The following is a 16,009-nucleotide window of genomic DNA, read 5'->3' as shown; positions in this document are numbered from 1 at the left end:
GGTTTTTTTAACATTTTATTAGTCATAGGCTTTTAAATAACTCATATCAGGATATCCAATACATTAAAGCCCCTTGATTTATTTCACCTCATTATGAATTTTGCCACATTTCAAACTGTTATTTTAGGCTATGTTAATTGTAAATCCAAACAAAAAAAGATCTGAGAAATCAATTTCTAATTCCTAGACCCATTTTAATAACATTTCCATATAAATCTCAATTTATATTATTATTGAAATAATTTAATAGTGAATTCACTATTTTAGAAGAAGCATTTCCATCTCCATAAGGATTAATAGATTTGCTCATTTGATTATACTCATCTAAATTTCTAAGAAGCTTATTTGCCTCAAATACAATCTCATTTACATCAGTTCCAACTAGCCTGACCGTACCAGCCTTCTCTGCCTCTACCCTCTCAGTCACATTTCTAAGCACTAAAACCGGTTTGCCTAAATGAGGAGCTTCTTCTTGAATCCCCCCTGAATCAGTCATTACTAGATAGCATTTTTCCATTAAATTATGGCTTTCTTTGATATCTATAAATTGGATCAAATGTATTCTATCTACACCTTTTAAAATGCTTTCCACCATGTCTTTCACCACCGGATTGGGATGAACTAAATACACTACTTCTACATCACTATTTTCGGAAACAACAATTTTCAGTGAATTACATATATTTTCAATACCAATTCCCCAATTTTCTCTTCTATGAGCCGTAACCATTATTACTTTCTTGTTTTTATAATCAACCTCATTTAACTCATAATTGTCAAAAATATAATCATCCTTAATGGTATACTTCATAGCATCTATAACTGTGTTCCCTGTAACAAAGATCCTGCTCTCATCTACTCCTTCTCTTAATAGATTTTCTTTAGAAGTAGTAGTTGGTGCAAAATGTAAATCTGCTAAAACTCCAGTTAACTTCCTATTGATTTCTTCTGGATAAGGTAAAAACTTATTATGAGTCCTAAGTCCCGCTTCTACATGTCCAACAAGTATTTTTCTATAAAAAGCTGCAAGAGATGCAGCAAATGTTGTAGTAGTATCTCCATGTACTAGAACTATATCCGGTTGTTCTTTTTCAAAAATATCCTCTAACCCACTAAGTACTGAGCAGGTTATTCCTGTTAAGCTTTGTTTTTCTTTCATTATATTTAAATCATACTGAGGCACTATATTGAAAATCTCCAAAACTTGATCCAGCATTTCCCTATGCTGACCAGTGACACATACTATGCACTGCATTTGAGGAGCTTTTTCTAATTCCACAATTAGAGGTGCCATTTTAATAGCCTCGGGTCTCGTACCAAATATTGCTATAACTTTAATATTTTCCACCAGATTACCTCCTAAATTATCTCAAATTAATTATTAATTTAAAGCATCTTCAAATTACTCTTTATGCTTGAAAATTCCATATTTCCATGCTGTGAAGACAGTTATAACCGATGTTAATCCCAACAAAAAATATGCCCTTTTGTTGCTTATTTGCATTGCAAGAATTGCAGCCCCGCCTAAAGTAGCACTTATAAAATACATAATGATAACGGCTTGCTTTTGACTAAGTCCCATATCCAAAAGTCGATGATGCAAATGGCCTCTATCTGCTTGCATAATAGGTTTCCCATTAGCTTTTCTTCTGATCATAGCAAAAATAGTATCATAAATAGGTAATCCAAAAGCTAAAATCGGTACTGCAATAACAAATGCCGTTGCAGATTTAATTGCCCCCTCAATTGAAATTGCGGCTAGTAGAAACCCTAATAATTGAGATCCCGTATCACCCATGAAAATAGAAGCTGGATTAAAGTTATATGGTATAAATCCTAAAATTGCACCACTTAAAACGGCTGTTAAAAATGCCGCCTCCAATCTTCCATTAATTATAGAAACTATCATTAATGTGACGCAGGCTATAAATGCTATTCCTGCTGCAAGTCCATCTAATCCATCTATTAAATTAAATGCATTAGTCACAGCAACAATCCATATTATAGTTACAGGTATATTAATCCACCCTATGTTTAAATAAGGATAGAATTCTCTAAAAGGATTTGTTAGAATTGATATCCTTACACCTGATAATAAAAGGCAAACCGCGCCCATAATTTGTATTAGAAGCTTATACTTAGGACTTAAATCCTTAATATCATCTATTATACCACCCATAACTATTACAGTTGCTCCAATAATTATTCCTAGTTGAGAATCGGACAAAAGCCCATTATATAAAATTACACCTATAACAAAGGAAATATATATAGCAAGCCCTCCCATAACCGGAACTGGCTTACTATGAACTCTCCTTTCATCTTTAGGAACATCAATTGCATTAATCCTTATTGCAAATTTCTTAACTAAAGGAGTAATTATAAAGGAAATTAATGCTGTAATTATTGCTAAAATATAAAAATTACTCATAAAAAAACCTTTCTTTCACAAAAGCAGTGTTTTTATTTGATAAATATAGGCTGAAATTCATGAAATTAATAAACAAATGTAATTTACACAATTCCATAATTAATATCCACCATCACCTTGTAGTGAGTCATCATTTTCTATCCATTCCTCTACATATACAGTTTTATATTGTATTTTATTTCCCCTAATTATTACTTTCTCTATACCTGAGTTAATTATAAATCTCTTGCACAGGGAGCATGGCGAAGCATTTTCTACTAATTCACCGCTACTTACCTCTTTCCCAATTAAATACAAAGTCGCTCCTAGCATATCGCTTCTTCGCGCTGAAATAATTGCATTTTGCTCTGCGTGCACTGATCTACAAAGTTCATACCTCGTGCCCCTAGGAACGTTTAACTCTTCTCGTCTACAAGCTCCTAAATCACAACAATTAATTCTTCCTCTAGGTGCTCCAGTGTAACCAGTAGACATAATTTCATCATTTTTTACTATTATAGCTGCAAAATTTCTCCGCATACAAGTTCCTCGCTCAGATATTGTTTCACATATATCTAAATAATAATTATGTTTGTCAATTCTTTGCATAATTGTACCTCTCATAAATATATTTTAATTATGTAGACGCAAAATTAAAAACTAAGTTTATAATCTAATAATCAATCTCTATTATTTTACACTATAAAAATAATAATTTAAAGTGTTTAATGTGTCATATATATAAATTTACTATTAATTTTAAAAAATATGTACCCTTATAAGTGGATTTTACTTGTACAAAAAAAATTATAGGCAAAATTTATCTTTGCCTATAATTTATTCAACTAAAGTATTGTTCCGTTTATACCAATAGTTACCTCTTTATATGGTACTATTATTCCCGTCTGAAGCATTGCTGCCTTCACCGAACTAACAATACCTGTACAACAAGGCACTTCCATTCTAACTACTGTAATACTTTTAATATCATTATTTTTTAATATTTCTGCAATTTTCTCTCTATAATAATCATTATCATCCAGTTTTGGACATCCTATCAAAGTTACTCTTCCTCTAATAAACTCCTTATGAAAATTCCCATAAGCATATGCAGTACAATCAGCAGCAATTAATATATCTGCACCATTTAAAAATGCCGCCTTAGTATTAACTAGCTTCAATTGAACCGGCCATTGGTTTAATTCGGAAGCTCCAGCTGTTTCCTCTGAATTATTTAGTTTAGTAGCTACTTTTTTTATATTTAAATCCACATTTCTCTTTATAGACTTTTCCATTGTGCCAGGACATCCACAAGGTAGATTAGGCTTAACACTACTTTGCTGTTTTTTTAATTCCACAGCTTGTAGGTCATAGTCTGCAGCATCCCTTTCCACTATTTTAATCGCATCTGTAGGACACTGCGGCAAACAATCTCCCAGTCCATCACAATATTCGTCACTTATTAATTTAGCCTTTCCATCAATCAACTCAATGGCTCCTTCATGACAGCCACTTATACATATCCCACATCCATTACATTTACTTTCATCTATGCTGATAATATTCCTTTTCATTATAACTCCTCCTATAATTTTATATATATATCCACCTTGAGACGTATTAAAATAATTAACAATTCAATATATTTTATATTTACTTTAATAAGCCTAAATAATTTTTTAATTGACTGTATATGCTAAGTATATTAGAATTACTTATGATAATATGTAACCCATGTTACAAAATCAAAAATTTGAAGGAGGGTTTATGGATAAACTAATAAATCAATTAAAATATTGCATTTTATTTAAAGGGTTAACGACCCAGGAATTGCAAAATTTAATTACAAATACAAACTATTCTATTGCTGATAACTGCAAGAACTGCATTGAATGCCATACCTGCATAGTCGCACTAGAAGGTGATATCTGTGACTCTTTAGGAATTGTAATTCAAGGTGAACTACAGGTTCAAAAACATTATGCTAGTGGTAAAGTAGTTACCCTAACAAAGTTAAATAGGGGGAAAATTTTTGGCGAAGCTATTACTTTTTCAGAGACAAATATATACCCTGCTACTATAGTATCATCTAGAGGTTCAATAATACTTTATATCTCAAAAAAAGATATTATAACTATGTGTAGTTCCTACCCTGTGGTATTGAATAATTTCATGCAGCTTCTATCAAGTAAAATTTTATTATTAAACAGAAAAATTAAAGAGCTCTCTTTTGAAACCCTAAGACAAAAAATATCTAATTACTTGCTCTCTCAATATGAAATTCAAAAAACAACTTCGCTGATACTTCCTGTATCTAGAAAAACTCTTGCTGAGCATCTAGGCGTTCAGAGACCCTCCCTTTCAAGAGAATTTGTTAATATGAAACAAGATGGTTTAATAGATTTTAATAAAAATTTAGTTGAAATAATAGATTTTGAGAGAATTAAAGCCATATTAATTTAATGCCATTACAAAATACAATACTTTTTTCTTGTAAATATTAGATTTTACTTGATAATTATTATCCGTTGGTGTATAGTTATTATTATAGGTAATCCCAATTAAGATTTTCTATTTATTTAGCATGTTATAATACCCATGGGAATTATATTTAGCAAAAGCATACAAAATAGATTGTAATTAATAATTTTAATCTATAGAAAAAACTGCCAGGGAGATAACAATTAATAGTTGTTAACTACCCAAAAGAAAATACGAGGGGGAAATTTTAATATGAAAAAATTTGTTTGTACAGTATGTGGTTATATTCACGAAGGCGATTCTGCACCAGATATTTGCCCAGTTTGTGGTGCAAAAAGTGATAAATTCATAGAAAAAGATGAAAATGATATGACTTGGGCCGATGAACATGTTGTAGGAGTTGCCAAAGATGTTAATCCAGAAGTTTTAGAAGGATTAAGAGCTAACTTTGTCGGTGAATGCACTGAAGTTGGTATGTATTTAGCAATGAGTCGTCAAGCTGATAGAGAGGGTTTCCCAGAAGTTGCAGAAGCTTACAAACGAATCGCTTTTGAAGAAGCAGATCATGCTTCAAAATTCGCTGAAATGCTTGGAGAAGTAGTAACTGCTGATACTAAGAAAAATCTTGAAATGAGAGTTGATGCTGAGCACGGGGCTTGCCAAGGCAAGAAAGATTTAGCTACTTTAGCTAAAAAACTTAACTATGATGCAATCCATGATACAGTGCATGAAATGTGCAAAGACGAAGCTCGTCATGGAATGGCTTTCAAAGGTCTACTTAATAGATATTTTAAGTAAAATCCAATTAAGTAAAAAAAGCAACTTACAGATAATTTTCTGTAAGTTGCTTTTTTAAATTATAGTTATAAACTATTTAGTCCCGAATAATCTGTCTCCAGCATCTCCAAGACCTGGTACAATATATCCTTTTTCATTTAATTTTTCATCAATTGAAGCTACGTATATATCAACATCTGGATGTTCATCTTGAATAGCCTTAATTCCCTCTGGAGCAGCTATAAGGCACATAATTCTTATATTTATAGCTCCTCTTTTCTTAAGAGCTGAAATTGCATCTATTGCTGAACCACCTGTAGCAATCATAGGATCTGTAATTATTACGTCTCTCTCATTAATATCTTGAGGTAATTTACAGAAATACTCAACCGGTTGCAATGTTTCCTCATTTCTATACATCCCTATGTGGCCAACCTTAGCTGCTGGTATGATTTTTAGCATACCATCAACCATTCCTAGACCTGCTCTTAGTATTGGAACTATAGCCATTTTCTTACCAGCTAAAACATTACATTTAGTAGTACAAATAGGAGTCTCAATTTCTACTTCTTCTAATTGTATATCACGTGTAACTTCATAAGCCATAAGCATCGCAACTTCTTCAACTAGATTTCTAAAATCCTTTGAACCTGTGTTTTTGTCTCTTATGTATGCCAATTTGTGTTGTATAAGTGGATGTGTTATTTGTGTTACTTTACTCATATATAATTCCTCCAATTTTTTATTATTTATATTTTAATGTTTATTTAGAATATCTTTTCTCAATTTCAGTAATTTTATTAATTCTTTTTTGATGTCTGTCTCCCTGAAATTTAGCATTGATAAAAGTATCCACAATATCTAGTGCTAACCCAGTGCCAATAACCCTGGCACCTAAAGTAAGAATGTTAGCATTATTATGTTCCCTGGAAGCGTGAGCGCTAAAGGTATCACTGCATAATGCAGCTCTTATTCCAGGCACTTTATTTGCAGCAATCCCTATGCCTATCCCTGTGCCACATATAAGTATTCCTAATTCAAAATTTTCTTCCGCTACTTCCTTTGCAACTTTTAATGCATAATCTGGATAATCACAAGAATCCTCAGTATAAGTACCAAAGTCTGATACCTCAATGTGTTTACTCTCAAGAAACATAATTATCTCTTTTTTTAAACCGAAGCCACCATGATCACTACCTAATGCTATTTTCATTATAAAACACCTCCAAGAAATATTTTCCTATTAATAGATACTAAATTACAAAAAAAGAAGATATCAGCATTTAAATAACATATTTAAATACCATTATCTTCATTAACTTATCTAATAATAAGAATACATTGTTTTTTAATCCACCAAAAGTCTTTGAATAAGTCGAAATATACTGGACATATGAGTCTATATTATTTTTAGTAAATATTTTATTGAAAAGAGCTCCTAAAATATAGCTTCTTCGCATTTTTTCATTACAAACATACAATATATCCATAGTCCCTCCTAGTATTCCTTTGGGGTAGATAAAAACTATTATCGTTATACCCCTCGAATTTCCGTATAAGTAGATACTAATTATACGAAAGTTATATCAAAACCTGCTGATTTCTTAAGCCTATTCATTATAGCAACACCTATACCACTTTCTTCAAAAGCTTCTGATAATATTAAATCTACATCTATAGCATCAAACCCTCTTAAAACTTCGAAGAGATTTCTACCTATACTATCTAAATGCTCTCTACTACCTAAAGAAATAACAATACCCTTAGGATATTTTTCTTTAGTTTCGTCTGTTGCCATAATGCCTATTTTTTTCTTGCCCATACTATTCTGCACTATTTCATTGATTTTAGCAACAGTTTTTTCTAAATCTCCGCATATAATTTTTACTGGGGCTTTTGGTGCATAATGTCTATACTTCATACCAGGGGCTTTAGGCTTAAAATCTTTTTTTGGTTTACACATTATATTTTTATCAATATATATATCATTATCTATTTCTCTTAGCATTTCAATGGTTATAGCTCCTGGTCTTAATATGCAGGTTGGGGTACAAGTACAATCAACTATTGTTGACTCAAGTCCTACCTTACTTTTATCTCCCCCTATAATATACTCTATCTTTCCACTTAAATCCTCAATACAACTCTCCACATCCGTGGGGCTGGGTCTACCAGATATATTAGCTGAGGGAGCTGCAATAGGTGTTCCTGCTGCCTCAATAAGTTTTCTAGCAATGATATTCGAAGGCATCCGTATTCCTACAGTATCAAGGCCTGCACTTGTAATCATTGGAATTAAATCAGACTTATTAAAAATCAATGTTATTGGTCCAGGCCAGTATTTTTTCATAATTTGCCTTGCTATATAAGGTATTTCTTTAACCAGAGGTTCAATATTAAAGTTAGCTACATGCACAATAAGTGGATTATCCTGTGGTCTTCCTTTAGCCTTAAAAATTTTCCCCACAGCTATCTCATCTAAAGCATTGGCTCCAAGACCATAAACTGTTTCTGTAGGAAAAGCCACCAGTCCACCTTGAGCTATGACAAGTCCTGCCTCATTAATTATATTCTGCTCAATATTATTTTCATCTAAAATTACAATCTTTGTATTCATCCTTACACCTCTTAACTTTAAATATGTTAAATCACATTAGTCATTATCAAGCCCACTATTATTCCCAGTAGTATTCCTAAAGTATTTATTGTACCAGACCAGAGTTTTTTTGACTGAGGGATCATTTCTCCATAGATCACATATAACATAACGCCAGACGCAAACGCTAAAGCACTGCCTAATATATTTACAGATATGCTGCCAATATAAATCCCTATCCAAGCACCAATTGCAGTGGGTAGTGCTGTTAAAAAAGCATAAAATAATATTCGTTTACTGTTTGTCCCTAAAAGCATAAGAGGTGCTGCCACTGCCAGCCCCTCTGGCACATCATGTATCGCAATTATTACGCTCATTTTAAGTCCTAAGTTTTCGCCATTAACAAATCCAAATCCCATTATTAGACCTTCTGGAAAATTATGAAGCATTATTCCTATAGCAACCATAAAAGCTACCTTTGTATATTGAGAATTTACATTACTTCCTAAATTGCTTATTTTATCTATTATCACAACAACAATAATGCCTAGGACCAAAAATAATAAGGTTTTTAAAAACCCTGTTTTAACTATAGCCTCTGGAATAAGTTCAAAAACTACAATCGAAAGCATAAGACCTGATGCAAATCCTATAATAGTCCCCAGAAATTTTTTAGAAGGTTTGTTCATAACAACACCTAAAAGAGCGCCTAACATGGTACCAATTAAAGCCACTACTCCTGAGAATATGATTATTAAAACAATTCTACTATTCAAATTTAATACCCCCACTTAATTAGAGTTGTAATTATTCACCTTACAATTCCAGATGAGAATAAAATATAGAGGGTTAATTCACTATACTTATTTCTCTTTATCTAATTTTATTCTATCAGTGGGGGTTTATGCTGTTTTCTCTATATTCTTTAATCATTTCTATGGCATCATCAGAAAATAATGCTTCAACACATGATTTATATAAATCATCCAGTAAAATATATTTTTTTAGTCCGCCTTGCGTAATTATAAAATAAAAATAATTTTCTTCTGGACTTTCTATTTTAATTTTATTATACATCCCAGTTGCATAAGGGTATTTCTTACAAAAGTTTAAATCAATAGGTTGAATTTTTTTATTTCTAAATTTAGATTTTGTTATTATAATAATTTTCAAGTTTCTGCCATCGTCCTGTGTATGAACAAAAGCAACTTTTTTGCATATAATAACAAATTTAATTTTTGCAATTCCACACCATATACTTATTTTATATCCTTCGCATTTGAAATCAATATACTCTTCATCGAATCTAAGAAACATAACAACAACAATAAGTATTTCATTACAAATTAAATATATTACAAGGAACATATTTATAACTTTTGATACCATTAACATAACTGGTAATAAAATAAAAATAAAGCACATCGATAGCATAAACCCTTTATAAGTTTTTTTTTGCTTTCTAATGGCTTTATTTATATTCATATTATCACCTTTCACTTATAAAAAATAAGACTTTTTATTCATTTTCATTATTACCCATTGCTTTCATCTTTTCTGCTTGGTCAGCAGTTATTAGGGTATTCATCATTTCATCTATATCTCCATCAAGAAAAGATTCTAATCTATACAATGTCAACCCTATTCTATGATCTGTGACTCTGCCTTGTGGATAGTTATAAGTTCTTATTCTTTCACTTCTATCTCCAGTACCTACTTGACTCTTTCTATCTTCAGCTATTCCTGCAGATCTTTCAGCCTCAGCTTTATCAAATAATCTAGATTTTAATATCTTAAGAGCTTTTTCTTTGTTCTTTAACTGGGATTTCTCATCCTGGCAAGAAACTACAAGTCCTGTAGGCAAATGCGTCATTCTTACTGCTGAATCTGTTGTATTAACACATTGTCCTCCATTACCAGATGCTCTAAACACATCTATCTTTAAATCGTTAGCATTAATTTCAATATCTACATCATCAACCTCTGGTAGTACAGCAACAGTGGCCGTAGATGTATGAATTCTTCCGCTAGACTCTGTGTCCGGAACTCTCTGAACTCTATGCACTCCACTTTCATATTTGAATTTACTATAAGTAGAGTCACCTTTTACCATGAATACTACTTCTTTAAATCCGCCAATGTCGGTTTCATTAGCACTCATGACTTCCACTTTCCATTTATTACGTTCTGCATATCTTGTATACATTCTAAATAGATTTGCTGCAAATAGTGCCGCTTCATCTCCACCAGCACCTGCTCTAATTTCAACAAATACATTTTTATCGTCATTGGGATCCGTAGGCAAAAGTAAAATCCTTAATTCCTCTTGCGTAGTCTCTTTAATTTCAATTAAGTCTTTAATTTCCTCTTGGATCATCTCTTTCATTTCTCTATCTTCTTCATCTTTAAGCATTTCTTTGTTTGTCTCTATATCTTGTTTAGCTTTTTTATATATTCTATATTTTGTAACAAGTATTTCCAATTTAGCATGTTCTTTACAAAGCTTTTGCCATTCTTTTTGATTAGCAATAACCTCAGGATCACCAATTTTCATTGTAATTTCTTCATATTTGCTTTCTGTAAACTCAAGCCTATCTAACATTTTTTATCACTCCGTATATATATTTTCGCATCCTAATATTATATCATAGTTAATAGCAATATACAAATTAATATAACTACGAATTACTCTGCTTTAGTGGCGAATCCACAATGTAGCTTAGTAGCCTAAAACGGCTTAGATTTCCAAATTAGCTTATTACACTTTAAAGTATATTCATAATCTAATGATGCTTATTCTCCTAAGACGGCCTTAATAACCCTATCATTTCCAGCTAAATCCTTAATACATTCTATTCTCTTAAACCCTGATTTTATAAGAATATCGCTAACCTCTTCCTTTTGATCATATCCTATTTCAAAGGCTAAAAGCCCACCACTTTCTAAAACCAATAAACTTTCCTTCGTAATTCTCTTATAAAAATCCAAACCATCTTTCCCACCATTAAGTGCTATGTGTGGTTCATAATTTTTTACATCTTCCATTAAGGTAGGTATAACTGCATCTCTTATATAGGGTGGGTTAGACACCACCACTTGAAATTTCTTATTTTCTGTAATGGCCTCATGTAATAAATCACTACACCCCGCATTAACCCTTTTTGATAGATGGAATCTTTCTATATTTAATTTTGATACTGCTATTGCATCCGGTGAGATATCATATAGCATTACCTTAGTATCCACATTAAATTCTGCAATAGCTATACCTATAGCTCCACTTCCACTACAAACATCACATACTCTAGTATATAATTTTTCATTTAGATGTTTAATTACCTCTTCAACTAAAATTTCAGTATCGGGTCTTGGTATTAAAACTCCAGGTTTTACAATGAAATTCATACCCATGAATTCACATTCACCAAGAATATATTTTACAGGCATCTTATTTTTTCTAAGCTGAATTAACCTTGCGAACTCATCTTCTTGTTTTTTGTCAAGATTAAAATCTCTATTAATCATTATGAACAATTTGTCTTTATTTAAAACCGCACTTAATAAAAGTTGTGAATCTAACAAATAACTCTCAATTTTAACTTCCTTTAAAATTTCATATGCCTGAACTAGTGTTTCACCTATATTCATTGATTTCCCTCGCCCTTCAATAATTGCCATGCTTATTATTCTTCTATTCCCTCAGCTACCTTAAGCGCCTTTATTGCTACCTCCAGTTGAGACAAATCAGGTTCTCTTGTAGTTAAGTTTTGAAGCTTAAGTCCTGGATAAGAAAGAATTTTAGCTAAAGAGCCGCTACTTTTCCCCATCCATTTAATAATTTCATAGCTTATCCCTGAAATTAGTGGAAGCAATATAATTCTATACATTATTCTCTCACCAATTGAATCCCAGCCAGTTAAAGAGAACACTATTATGCTAACTATCATAACTAAGAACAAAAAATTTGTACCACATCTTGGATGTAATCTTCCAAATTTAGTTGCATTCTCTGGGGTTAATTCAACATTGCTTTCATAACAAAATATGGTTTTATGTTCTGCTCCATGATATTGGTACACTCTCTTAATATCTTCCATTTTACCTATAAGATACACATATAGTAGAAACAATAAAACTCTAATAATTCCTTCTACAATATTCATACCCATGTTACTTGTCCCAATTTTTCTAAAAACATTAGCTACAAGTGTCGGTAAAATAAAAAATAGCCCTATTGATATAACCAAAGAAATAAAAAGGGATAATCCCATAATCACATCATCACTTTTTTCTTTGAATAACCTTTTTATGAATTTATCTACTTTTGAAGGTTCCCCCTCTTCTTCAAAAAAAGAAGCTGAATAATTTAAAGTTTGCACTCCTATAATTAAGGACTCAATTAGCGAAACAAACCCCCTTATTATTGGAATTCCTAAAAATTTATTCTTTTTAGTGTAGGAAGTATAGCTTTTTTTCTCCACTACAATTTCCCCTTGCTCATTTCTAACGGCGGTAGCAATGCCGGTGCTTCCTCTCATCATAACTCCTTCAATTACTGCCTGACCTCCAACATTATTCTTAGCCATAGTTACACCCCTTCTCTAGGAACAATATGACACTTTCTACACCTAGCTTCATAAGATTCCAATGCTCCTATTAAGACAATAGGATCCTCATATTTAGCTGGTTTACCATTTATAAGACGTTGAGTTCTAGTAGCAGGATTACCACAGACTACACAAATAGCTTGAATTTTATCAACAAATTCCGCTACAGCCAGAAGCGCTGGTATAGGTCCGAAAGGTTTCCCCCTAAAATCCATATCTAGTCCCGCACATATAACTCTTTTATTATTATCAGCCAGTGTAGTAATTACATCAATTATTCCACTATCAAAAAATTGAACCTCATCAATAGCAACAACTTGTGTATCTTCATCTAAAAGACTTAACAGTTCTGCGCTATCCTTAACCGGAACAGCCTCTTCCTTCTCTCCGCAGTGGGATACCACATCTACCTTGCTATATCTATTGTCAATTTCCGGTTTAAAAACCTGCAATTTTTGTTTTGCAATTTTTGTTCTTCTTATCCTACGTATAAGCTCTTCAGACTTTCCACTATACATAGGTCCTATAATGACTTCCACCCAACCATGATTTTTTGGTCCGTACATAATCTTACCTCCAATTTCATAAAAAAACTCACTAGTTGTATTTTATCAAATATACACTATATAATAAAGTCAAATTTAATTTTATTCTTATTGACTTAATAATCAATTATATGATAAACTTGAATAGTTGACAATACGGATATATATTTATTTTTTGAAAGAGGTGAAAAATATGCAAGAAGGAATACATCCAGAATACCATCATGATACAGTTGTTAAATGTGCATGTGGAAACACTTTTATTACAGGATCTACTAAACAAGAACTTAAAGTAGACGTATGTTCTAACTGCCATCCATTCTACACAGGCAAGCAAAAGAATATTGATGCCGGTGGAAGAGTAGACAGATTCATGAAGAAATTCAACTTAAAAGCTGAAGTAGAAGATGACGCAGAATAATATATTAATGGAAAAGATTTAATTATCTTTTCCATTTTTTAATTTATGTCCTATTATCTAGCTAATACTTCGAAGTTTTTATTTAACATTTCTAAAAACTCTCTATTATTCTTAGTTTTAGCTATTAAGTTTAAGAGCTTTTCTGTTACTCCTGTGGCATTACCTTCTCTATACATTATCTTTCTTAAATTATATATAGTTTCCATTTCAATCTTAGTAAGTAATAAATCTTCTCTTCTTGTTCCTGACTTATAAATATCTATTGCTGGGAATATTCTTCTTTCTTGAAGTTTTCTATCTAAGTGAACTTCCATATTACCTGTACCCTTAAATTCTTCAAAAATCATATCGTCCATTCTGCTTCCTGTTTCTATAAGTGCAGTAGCAAGGATTGTCAAACTTCCACCCTCTTCAATGTTTCTAGCTGCTCCAAAGAATTTTTTTGGCATTAAAAGCGCACTTGGATCGAGTCCTCCAGATAGTGTTCTTCCAGAAGGTGTTATAGTTAAATTGTAGGCCCTAGCAAGTCTAGTTAGACTATCTAACAGGATAACTACATCTTGACCTTGTTCTACCATTCTTTTAGCTCTTTCTAGTACCATATAAGCAACTTTTGTATGATGATCTGGTTCTTCATCAAAAGTTGAATAAATAACTTCGCCCTTAATAGATCTCTGCATATCAGTAACTTCTTCTGGTCTCTCATCTATTAGTACAACAATCAATTTTACTTCTGGGTGATTTATAGAAATACTGTTAGCGATTTTTTTAAGAAGTGTTGTTTTTCCTGCCTTTGGCTGTGCTACAATTATTCCTCTTTGACCTTTACCTATGGGAGAAATAATATCCATCATTCTTGAAGACAAATCTGTAGGAGTAGTTTCTAGTGTCAACCTTTGAGTTGGGTAAATAGGAGTTAATTTTTCAAAGGGTTTTCTACCTACAGCCCTATCTGGATTTTCTCCATTTACTCCCTGTACATACAATAGTGCTTTGAATTTTTCTCCTTCTTTAGGTGTTCTAACTTTACCTTCTACTTCATCACCTGTTTGCAAATTAAATCTTCTAATTTGAGATGGTGATACATAAATATCATCCTCACCTGATAAATAATTATGTCCTCTTAAAAAACCATAACTATTATTTTCAATTATTTCTAGAACTCCTCTAGATGAACCCGATTCATTAATCATCTCTTGTAACTTCTCTTTTTTATTTTCATTTTGGTTTTTAAAGCCTGTATCAATATTTTCATTATCAGGAGTTTTCTCAGTTTGAATTGGACTACTTATGATTTGCGCTTCTGAATTTTCTACAATGTTATCTTGAACTTTAGAAATGATTTTAGGACTTATTTTTTCTTTTAAAATAACTCCATCCCTTTGCAATGAAACTGGCGTTATTTTCTTTATTTCCTCAATTAACTCACTTTTTTTAAATTTAGAAATATTTTTAATGCCAAGCTCTTTGCAATGTTCCCGTAGTTCGACTACTGTCATATTTTCAAAATCTTTGTTTATCAAAAATCTGCACCTCCGAAGGGTATTTTATGTATAATATCTATTTAATAAATATCATAGGAATTTAAAAATGTGTTTACTATCCAATGAATTTTTTTTGAAATGATATACTTTATAATTATATCCTATTTCATAAATTTAATCCACTATATTAAAAATACACAAAGCCACTAGTGGTTTATATGTATTTTTATTTTTTTCTATATCATAGCATATATTTTCTCTATAGTTTGTCTATGTTCATTTACTTTTTCTATAACTTTTTCATTCTTACCAATGAAAAATATAGGCAAGGCTAATTGCTCGCATCCACCTATAACCATATTTGTTTTCAAAAGTTCCTTAATATTATAATGATAGGAATGATTTTCTCCACAAAGGCAACACTTAACCTCAATTAATATTTCATTACCTCTATGTAATTCTACGTTCAAGGAAGAGAATTTAGTGTTCAGGTTCTCTAACTCAAATATAGTCATTTCTACCACATTATATTGACCATCACAATCTTTTAAAGCCATAGCAATATTAGTATCGAATGTCAATTGCCTCACCTCAATATCTTATATTTTTTATTGAATTTGTTTTGTAATAGTTAAAATTATTAGTAACAAATTCATTTTGCCTCATTTTGTTCTTTAATACTAAATTC

Annotated in this window: 19 protein-coding genes; 3 read left to right on the top strand and 16 right to left on the bottom strand. The window is 31.6% G+C overall.

Annotated features, from left to right (window positions below; translation table 11 throughout):
* Window positions 1-217: 217 nt before the first annotated feature.
* The 4 genes from wecB to ACREVU_RS07305 form a co-directional block, all read right to left on the bottom strand.
* On the bottom strand, window positions 218-1,348 hold the full coding sequence (gene wecB / locus ACREVU_RS07320) for a non-hydrolyzing UDP-N-acetylglucosamine 2-epimerase (RefSeq protein ID WP_431550958.1): 1,131 nt from the start codon (window positions 1,346-1,348) through the stop codon (window positions 218-220).
* Between the two features lie 54 nt (window positions 1,349-1,402).
* Window positions 1,403-2,431: a glycosyltransferase family 4 protein gene (locus ACREVU_RS07315; RefSeq protein WP_431550957.1), complete on the bottom strand. Its 1,029-nt coding sequence runs from the start codon at window positions 2,429-2,431 to the stop codon at window positions 1,403-1,405.
* 99 nt (window positions 2,432-2,530) lie between these two features.
* On the bottom strand, window positions 2,531-3,019 hold the full coding sequence (locus ACREVU_RS07310) for a deoxycytidylate deaminase (RefSeq protein WP_431550956.1): 489 nt from the start codon (window positions 3,017-3,019) through the stop codon (window positions 2,531-2,533).
* A gap of 236 nt (window positions 3,020-3,255) precedes the next feature.
* Complete coding sequence (locus ACREVU_RS07305; RefSeq protein WP_431550955.1) at window positions 3,256-3,984, bottom strand: ATP-binding protein; 729 nt, start codon at window positions 3,982-3,984, stop codon at window positions 3,256-3,258.
* Between the two features lie 193 nt (window positions 3,985-4,177).
* Here ACREVU_RS07305 and ACREVU_RS07300 point away from each other — a divergent pair, with 193 nt between their 5' ends.
* Both ACREVU_RS07300 and ACREVU_RS07295 read left to right on the top strand, forming a co-directional pair.
* Window positions 4,178-4,873, top strand: a complete 696-nt coding sequence (locus ACREVU_RS07300) for a Crp/Fnr family transcriptional regulator (RefSeq protein ID WP_431550954.1) — start codon at window positions 4,178-4,180, stop codon at window positions 4,871-4,873.
* A 270-nt stretch (window positions 4,874-5,143) separates the two neighbouring features.
* Window positions 5,144-5,689, top strand: a complete 546-nt coding sequence (locus ACREVU_RS07295) for an NADH peroxidase (RefSeq protein ID WP_431550953.1) — start codon at window positions 5,144-5,146, stop codon at window positions 5,687-5,689.
* A gap of 72 nt (window positions 5,690-5,761) precedes the next feature.
* On the opposite strand, the gene upp is transcribed toward ACREVU_RS07295, so the two are convergent.
* The 10 genes from upp to ACREVU_RS07245 form a co-directional block, all read right to left on the bottom strand.
* The gene (gene upp / locus ACREVU_RS07290) at window positions 5,762-6,391 is read right to left on the bottom strand and encodes a uracil phosphoribosyltransferase (protein ID WP_431550952.1); all 630 of its coding nucleotides are present in this window, start codon (window positions 6,389-6,391) and stop codon (window positions 5,762-5,764) included.
* A gap of 40 nt (window positions 6,392-6,431) precedes the next feature.
* A complete protein-coding gene (gene rpiB, locus ACREVU_RS07285) occupies window positions 6,432-6,881 on the bottom strand; it encodes a ribose 5-phosphate isomerase B (protein WP_431550951.1) in 450 nt (149 codons plus the stop codon).
* 70 nt (window positions 6,882-6,951) lie between these two features.
* A complete protein-coding gene (locus ACREVU_RS07280) occupies window positions 6,952-7,158 on the bottom strand; it encodes a hypothetical protein (protein ID WP_431550950.1) in 207 nt (68 codons plus the stop codon).
* 80 nt (window positions 7,159-7,238) lie between these two features.
* A complete protein-coding gene (locus ACREVU_RS07275; RefSeq protein WP_431550949.1) occupies window positions 7,239-8,285 on the bottom strand; it encodes an L-threonylcarbamoyladenylate synthase in 1,047 nt (348 codons plus the stop codon).
* Between the two features lie 26 nt (window positions 8,286-8,311).
* Window positions 8,312-9,040: a ZIP family metal transporter gene (locus tag ACREVU_RS07270; protein ID WP_431550948.1), complete on the bottom strand. Its 729-nt coding sequence runs from the start codon at window positions 9,038-9,040 to the stop codon at window positions 8,312-8,314.
* A gap of 115 nt (window positions 9,041-9,155) precedes the next feature.
* Complete coding sequence (locus tag ACREVU_RS07265) at window positions 9,156-9,749, bottom strand: hypothetical protein (RefSeq protein WP_431550947.1); 594 nt, start codon at window positions 9,747-9,749, stop codon at window positions 9,156-9,158.
* Between the two features lie 34 nt (window positions 9,750-9,783).
* Window positions 9,784-10,866, bottom strand: coding sequence for a peptide chain release factor 1 (gene prfA, locus ACREVU_RS07260; RefSeq protein WP_431550946.1), 1,083 nt, complete (start codon window positions 10,864-10,866; stop codon window positions 9,784-9,786).
* Window positions 10,867-11,057: 191 nt separating this feature from the next.
* Window positions 11,058-11,912 (bottom strand): peptide chain release factor N(5)-glutamine methyltransferase, encoded by an 855-nt coding sequence (prmC, locus tag ACREVU_RS07255; protein ID WP_431551050.1) that lies wholly within the window; start codon window positions 11,910-11,912, stop codon window positions 11,058-11,060.
* Between the two features lie 35 nt (window positions 11,913-11,947).
* Window positions 11,948-12,850, bottom strand: a complete 903-nt coding sequence (locus ACREVU_RS07250) for a DUF1385 domain-containing protein (RefSeq protein WP_431550945.1) — start codon at window positions 12,848-12,850, stop codon at window positions 11,948-11,950.
* A gap of 2 nt (window positions 12,851-12,852) precedes the next feature.
* Window positions 12,853-13,437 carry a thymidine kinase gene (locus tag ACREVU_RS07245; protein ID WP_431550944.1) on the bottom strand — a complete coding sequence of 195 codons (585 nt, stop codon included), beginning with the start codon at window positions 13,435-13,437 and terminating at the stop codon, window positions 12,853-12,855.
* A 172-nt stretch (window positions 13,438-13,609) separates the two neighbouring features.
* Here ACREVU_RS07245 and rpmE point away from each other — a divergent pair, with 172 nt between their 5' ends.
* Window positions 13,610-13,837, top strand: a complete 228-nt coding sequence (gene rpmE, locus ACREVU_RS07240) for a 50S ribosomal protein L31 (RefSeq protein WP_431550943.1) — start codon at window positions 13,610-13,612, stop codon at window positions 13,835-13,837.
* Between the two features lie 53 nt (window positions 13,838-13,890).
* Here rpmE and rho read toward each other — a convergent pair whose 3' ends face one another.
* Window positions 13,891-15,360, bottom strand: coding sequence for a transcription termination factor Rho (gene rho / locus ACREVU_RS07235; protein WP_431550942.1), 1,470 nt, complete (start codon window positions 15,358-15,360; stop codon window positions 13,891-13,893).
* A 197-nt stretch (window positions 15,361-15,557) separates the two neighbouring features.
* Window positions 15,558-15,878 (bottom strand): hypothetical protein, encoded by a 321-nt coding sequence (locus ACREVU_RS07230; RefSeq protein WP_431550941.1) that lies wholly within the window; start codon window positions 15,876-15,878, stop codon window positions 15,558-15,560.
* Between the last annotated feature and the right edge of the window lie 131 nt (window positions 15,879-16,009).

The sequence above is a fragment of the Clostridium sp. genome (assembly GCF_050717535.1).
GTDB lineage: Bacteria > Bacillota > Clostridia > Clostridiales > Clostridiaceae > Clostridium_AD.
This window is presented reverse-complemented; position numbering and strand designations above follow the sequence as displayed.

Bases quoted from the DNA above. Each gene is read 5' to 3' on its own strand.
- ACREVU_RS07315 (WP_431550957.1), bottom strand. From the start codon at position 2,431: ATGAGTAATTTTTATATTTTAGCAATAATTACAGCATTAATTTCCTTT.
- ACREVU_RS07310 (WP_431550956.1), bottom strand. From the start codon at position 3,019: ATGCAAAGAATTGACAAACATAATTATTATTTAGATATATGTGAAACA.
- ACREVU_RS07305 (WP_431550955.1), bottom strand. From the start codon at position 3,984: ATGAAAAGGAATATTATCAGCATAGATGAAAGTAAATGTAATGGATGT.
- ACREVU_RS07300 (WP_431550954.1), top strand. From the start codon at position 4,178: ATGGATAAACTAATAAATCAATTAAAATATTGCATTTTATTTAAAGGG.
- ACREVU_RS07295 (WP_431550953.1), top strand. From the start codon at position 5,144: ATGAAAAAATTTGTTTGTACAGTATGTGGTTATATTCACGAAGGCGAT.
- upp (WP_431550952.1), bottom strand. From the start codon at position 6,391: ATGAGTAAAGTAACACAAATAACACATCCACTTATACAACACAAATTG.
- rpiB (WP_431550951.1), bottom strand. From the start codon at position 6,881: ATGAAAATAGCATTAGGTAGTGATCATGGTGGCTTCGGTTTAAAAAAA.
- ACREVU_RS07280 (WP_431550950.1), bottom strand. From the start codon at position 7,158: ATGGATATATTGTATGTTTGTAATGAAAAAATGCGAAGAAGCTATATT.
- ACREVU_RS07275 (WP_431550949.1), bottom strand. From the start codon at position 8,285: ATGAATACAAAGATTGTAATTTTAGATGAAAATAATATTGAGCAGAAT.
- ACREVU_RS07265 (WP_431550947.1), bottom strand. From the start codon at position 9,749: ATGAATATAAATAAAGCCATTAGAAAGCAAAAAAAAACTTATAAAGGG.
- prfA (WP_431550946.1), bottom strand. From the start codon at position 10,866: ATGTTAGATAGGCTTGAGTTTACAGAAAGCAAATATGAAGAAATTACA.
- prmC (WP_431551050.1), bottom strand. From the start codon at position 11,912: ATGAATATAGGTGAAACACTAGTTCAGGCATATGAAATTTTAAAGGAA.
- ACREVU_RS07250 (WP_431550945.1), bottom strand. From the start codon at position 12,850: ATGGCTAAGAATAATGTTGGAGGTCAGGCAGTAATTGAAGGAGTTATG.
- ACREVU_RS07245 (WP_431550944.1), bottom strand. From the start codon at position 13,437: ATGTACGGACCAAAAAATCATGGTTGGGTGGAAGTCATTATAGGACCT.
- rpmE (WP_431550943.1), top strand. From the start codon at position 13,610: ATGCAAGAAGGAATACATCCAGAATACCATCATGATACAGTTGTTAAA.
- ACREVU_RS07230 (WP_431550941.1), bottom strand. From the start codon at position 15,878: ATGGCTTTAAAAGATTGTGATGGTCAATATAATGTGGTAGAAATGACT.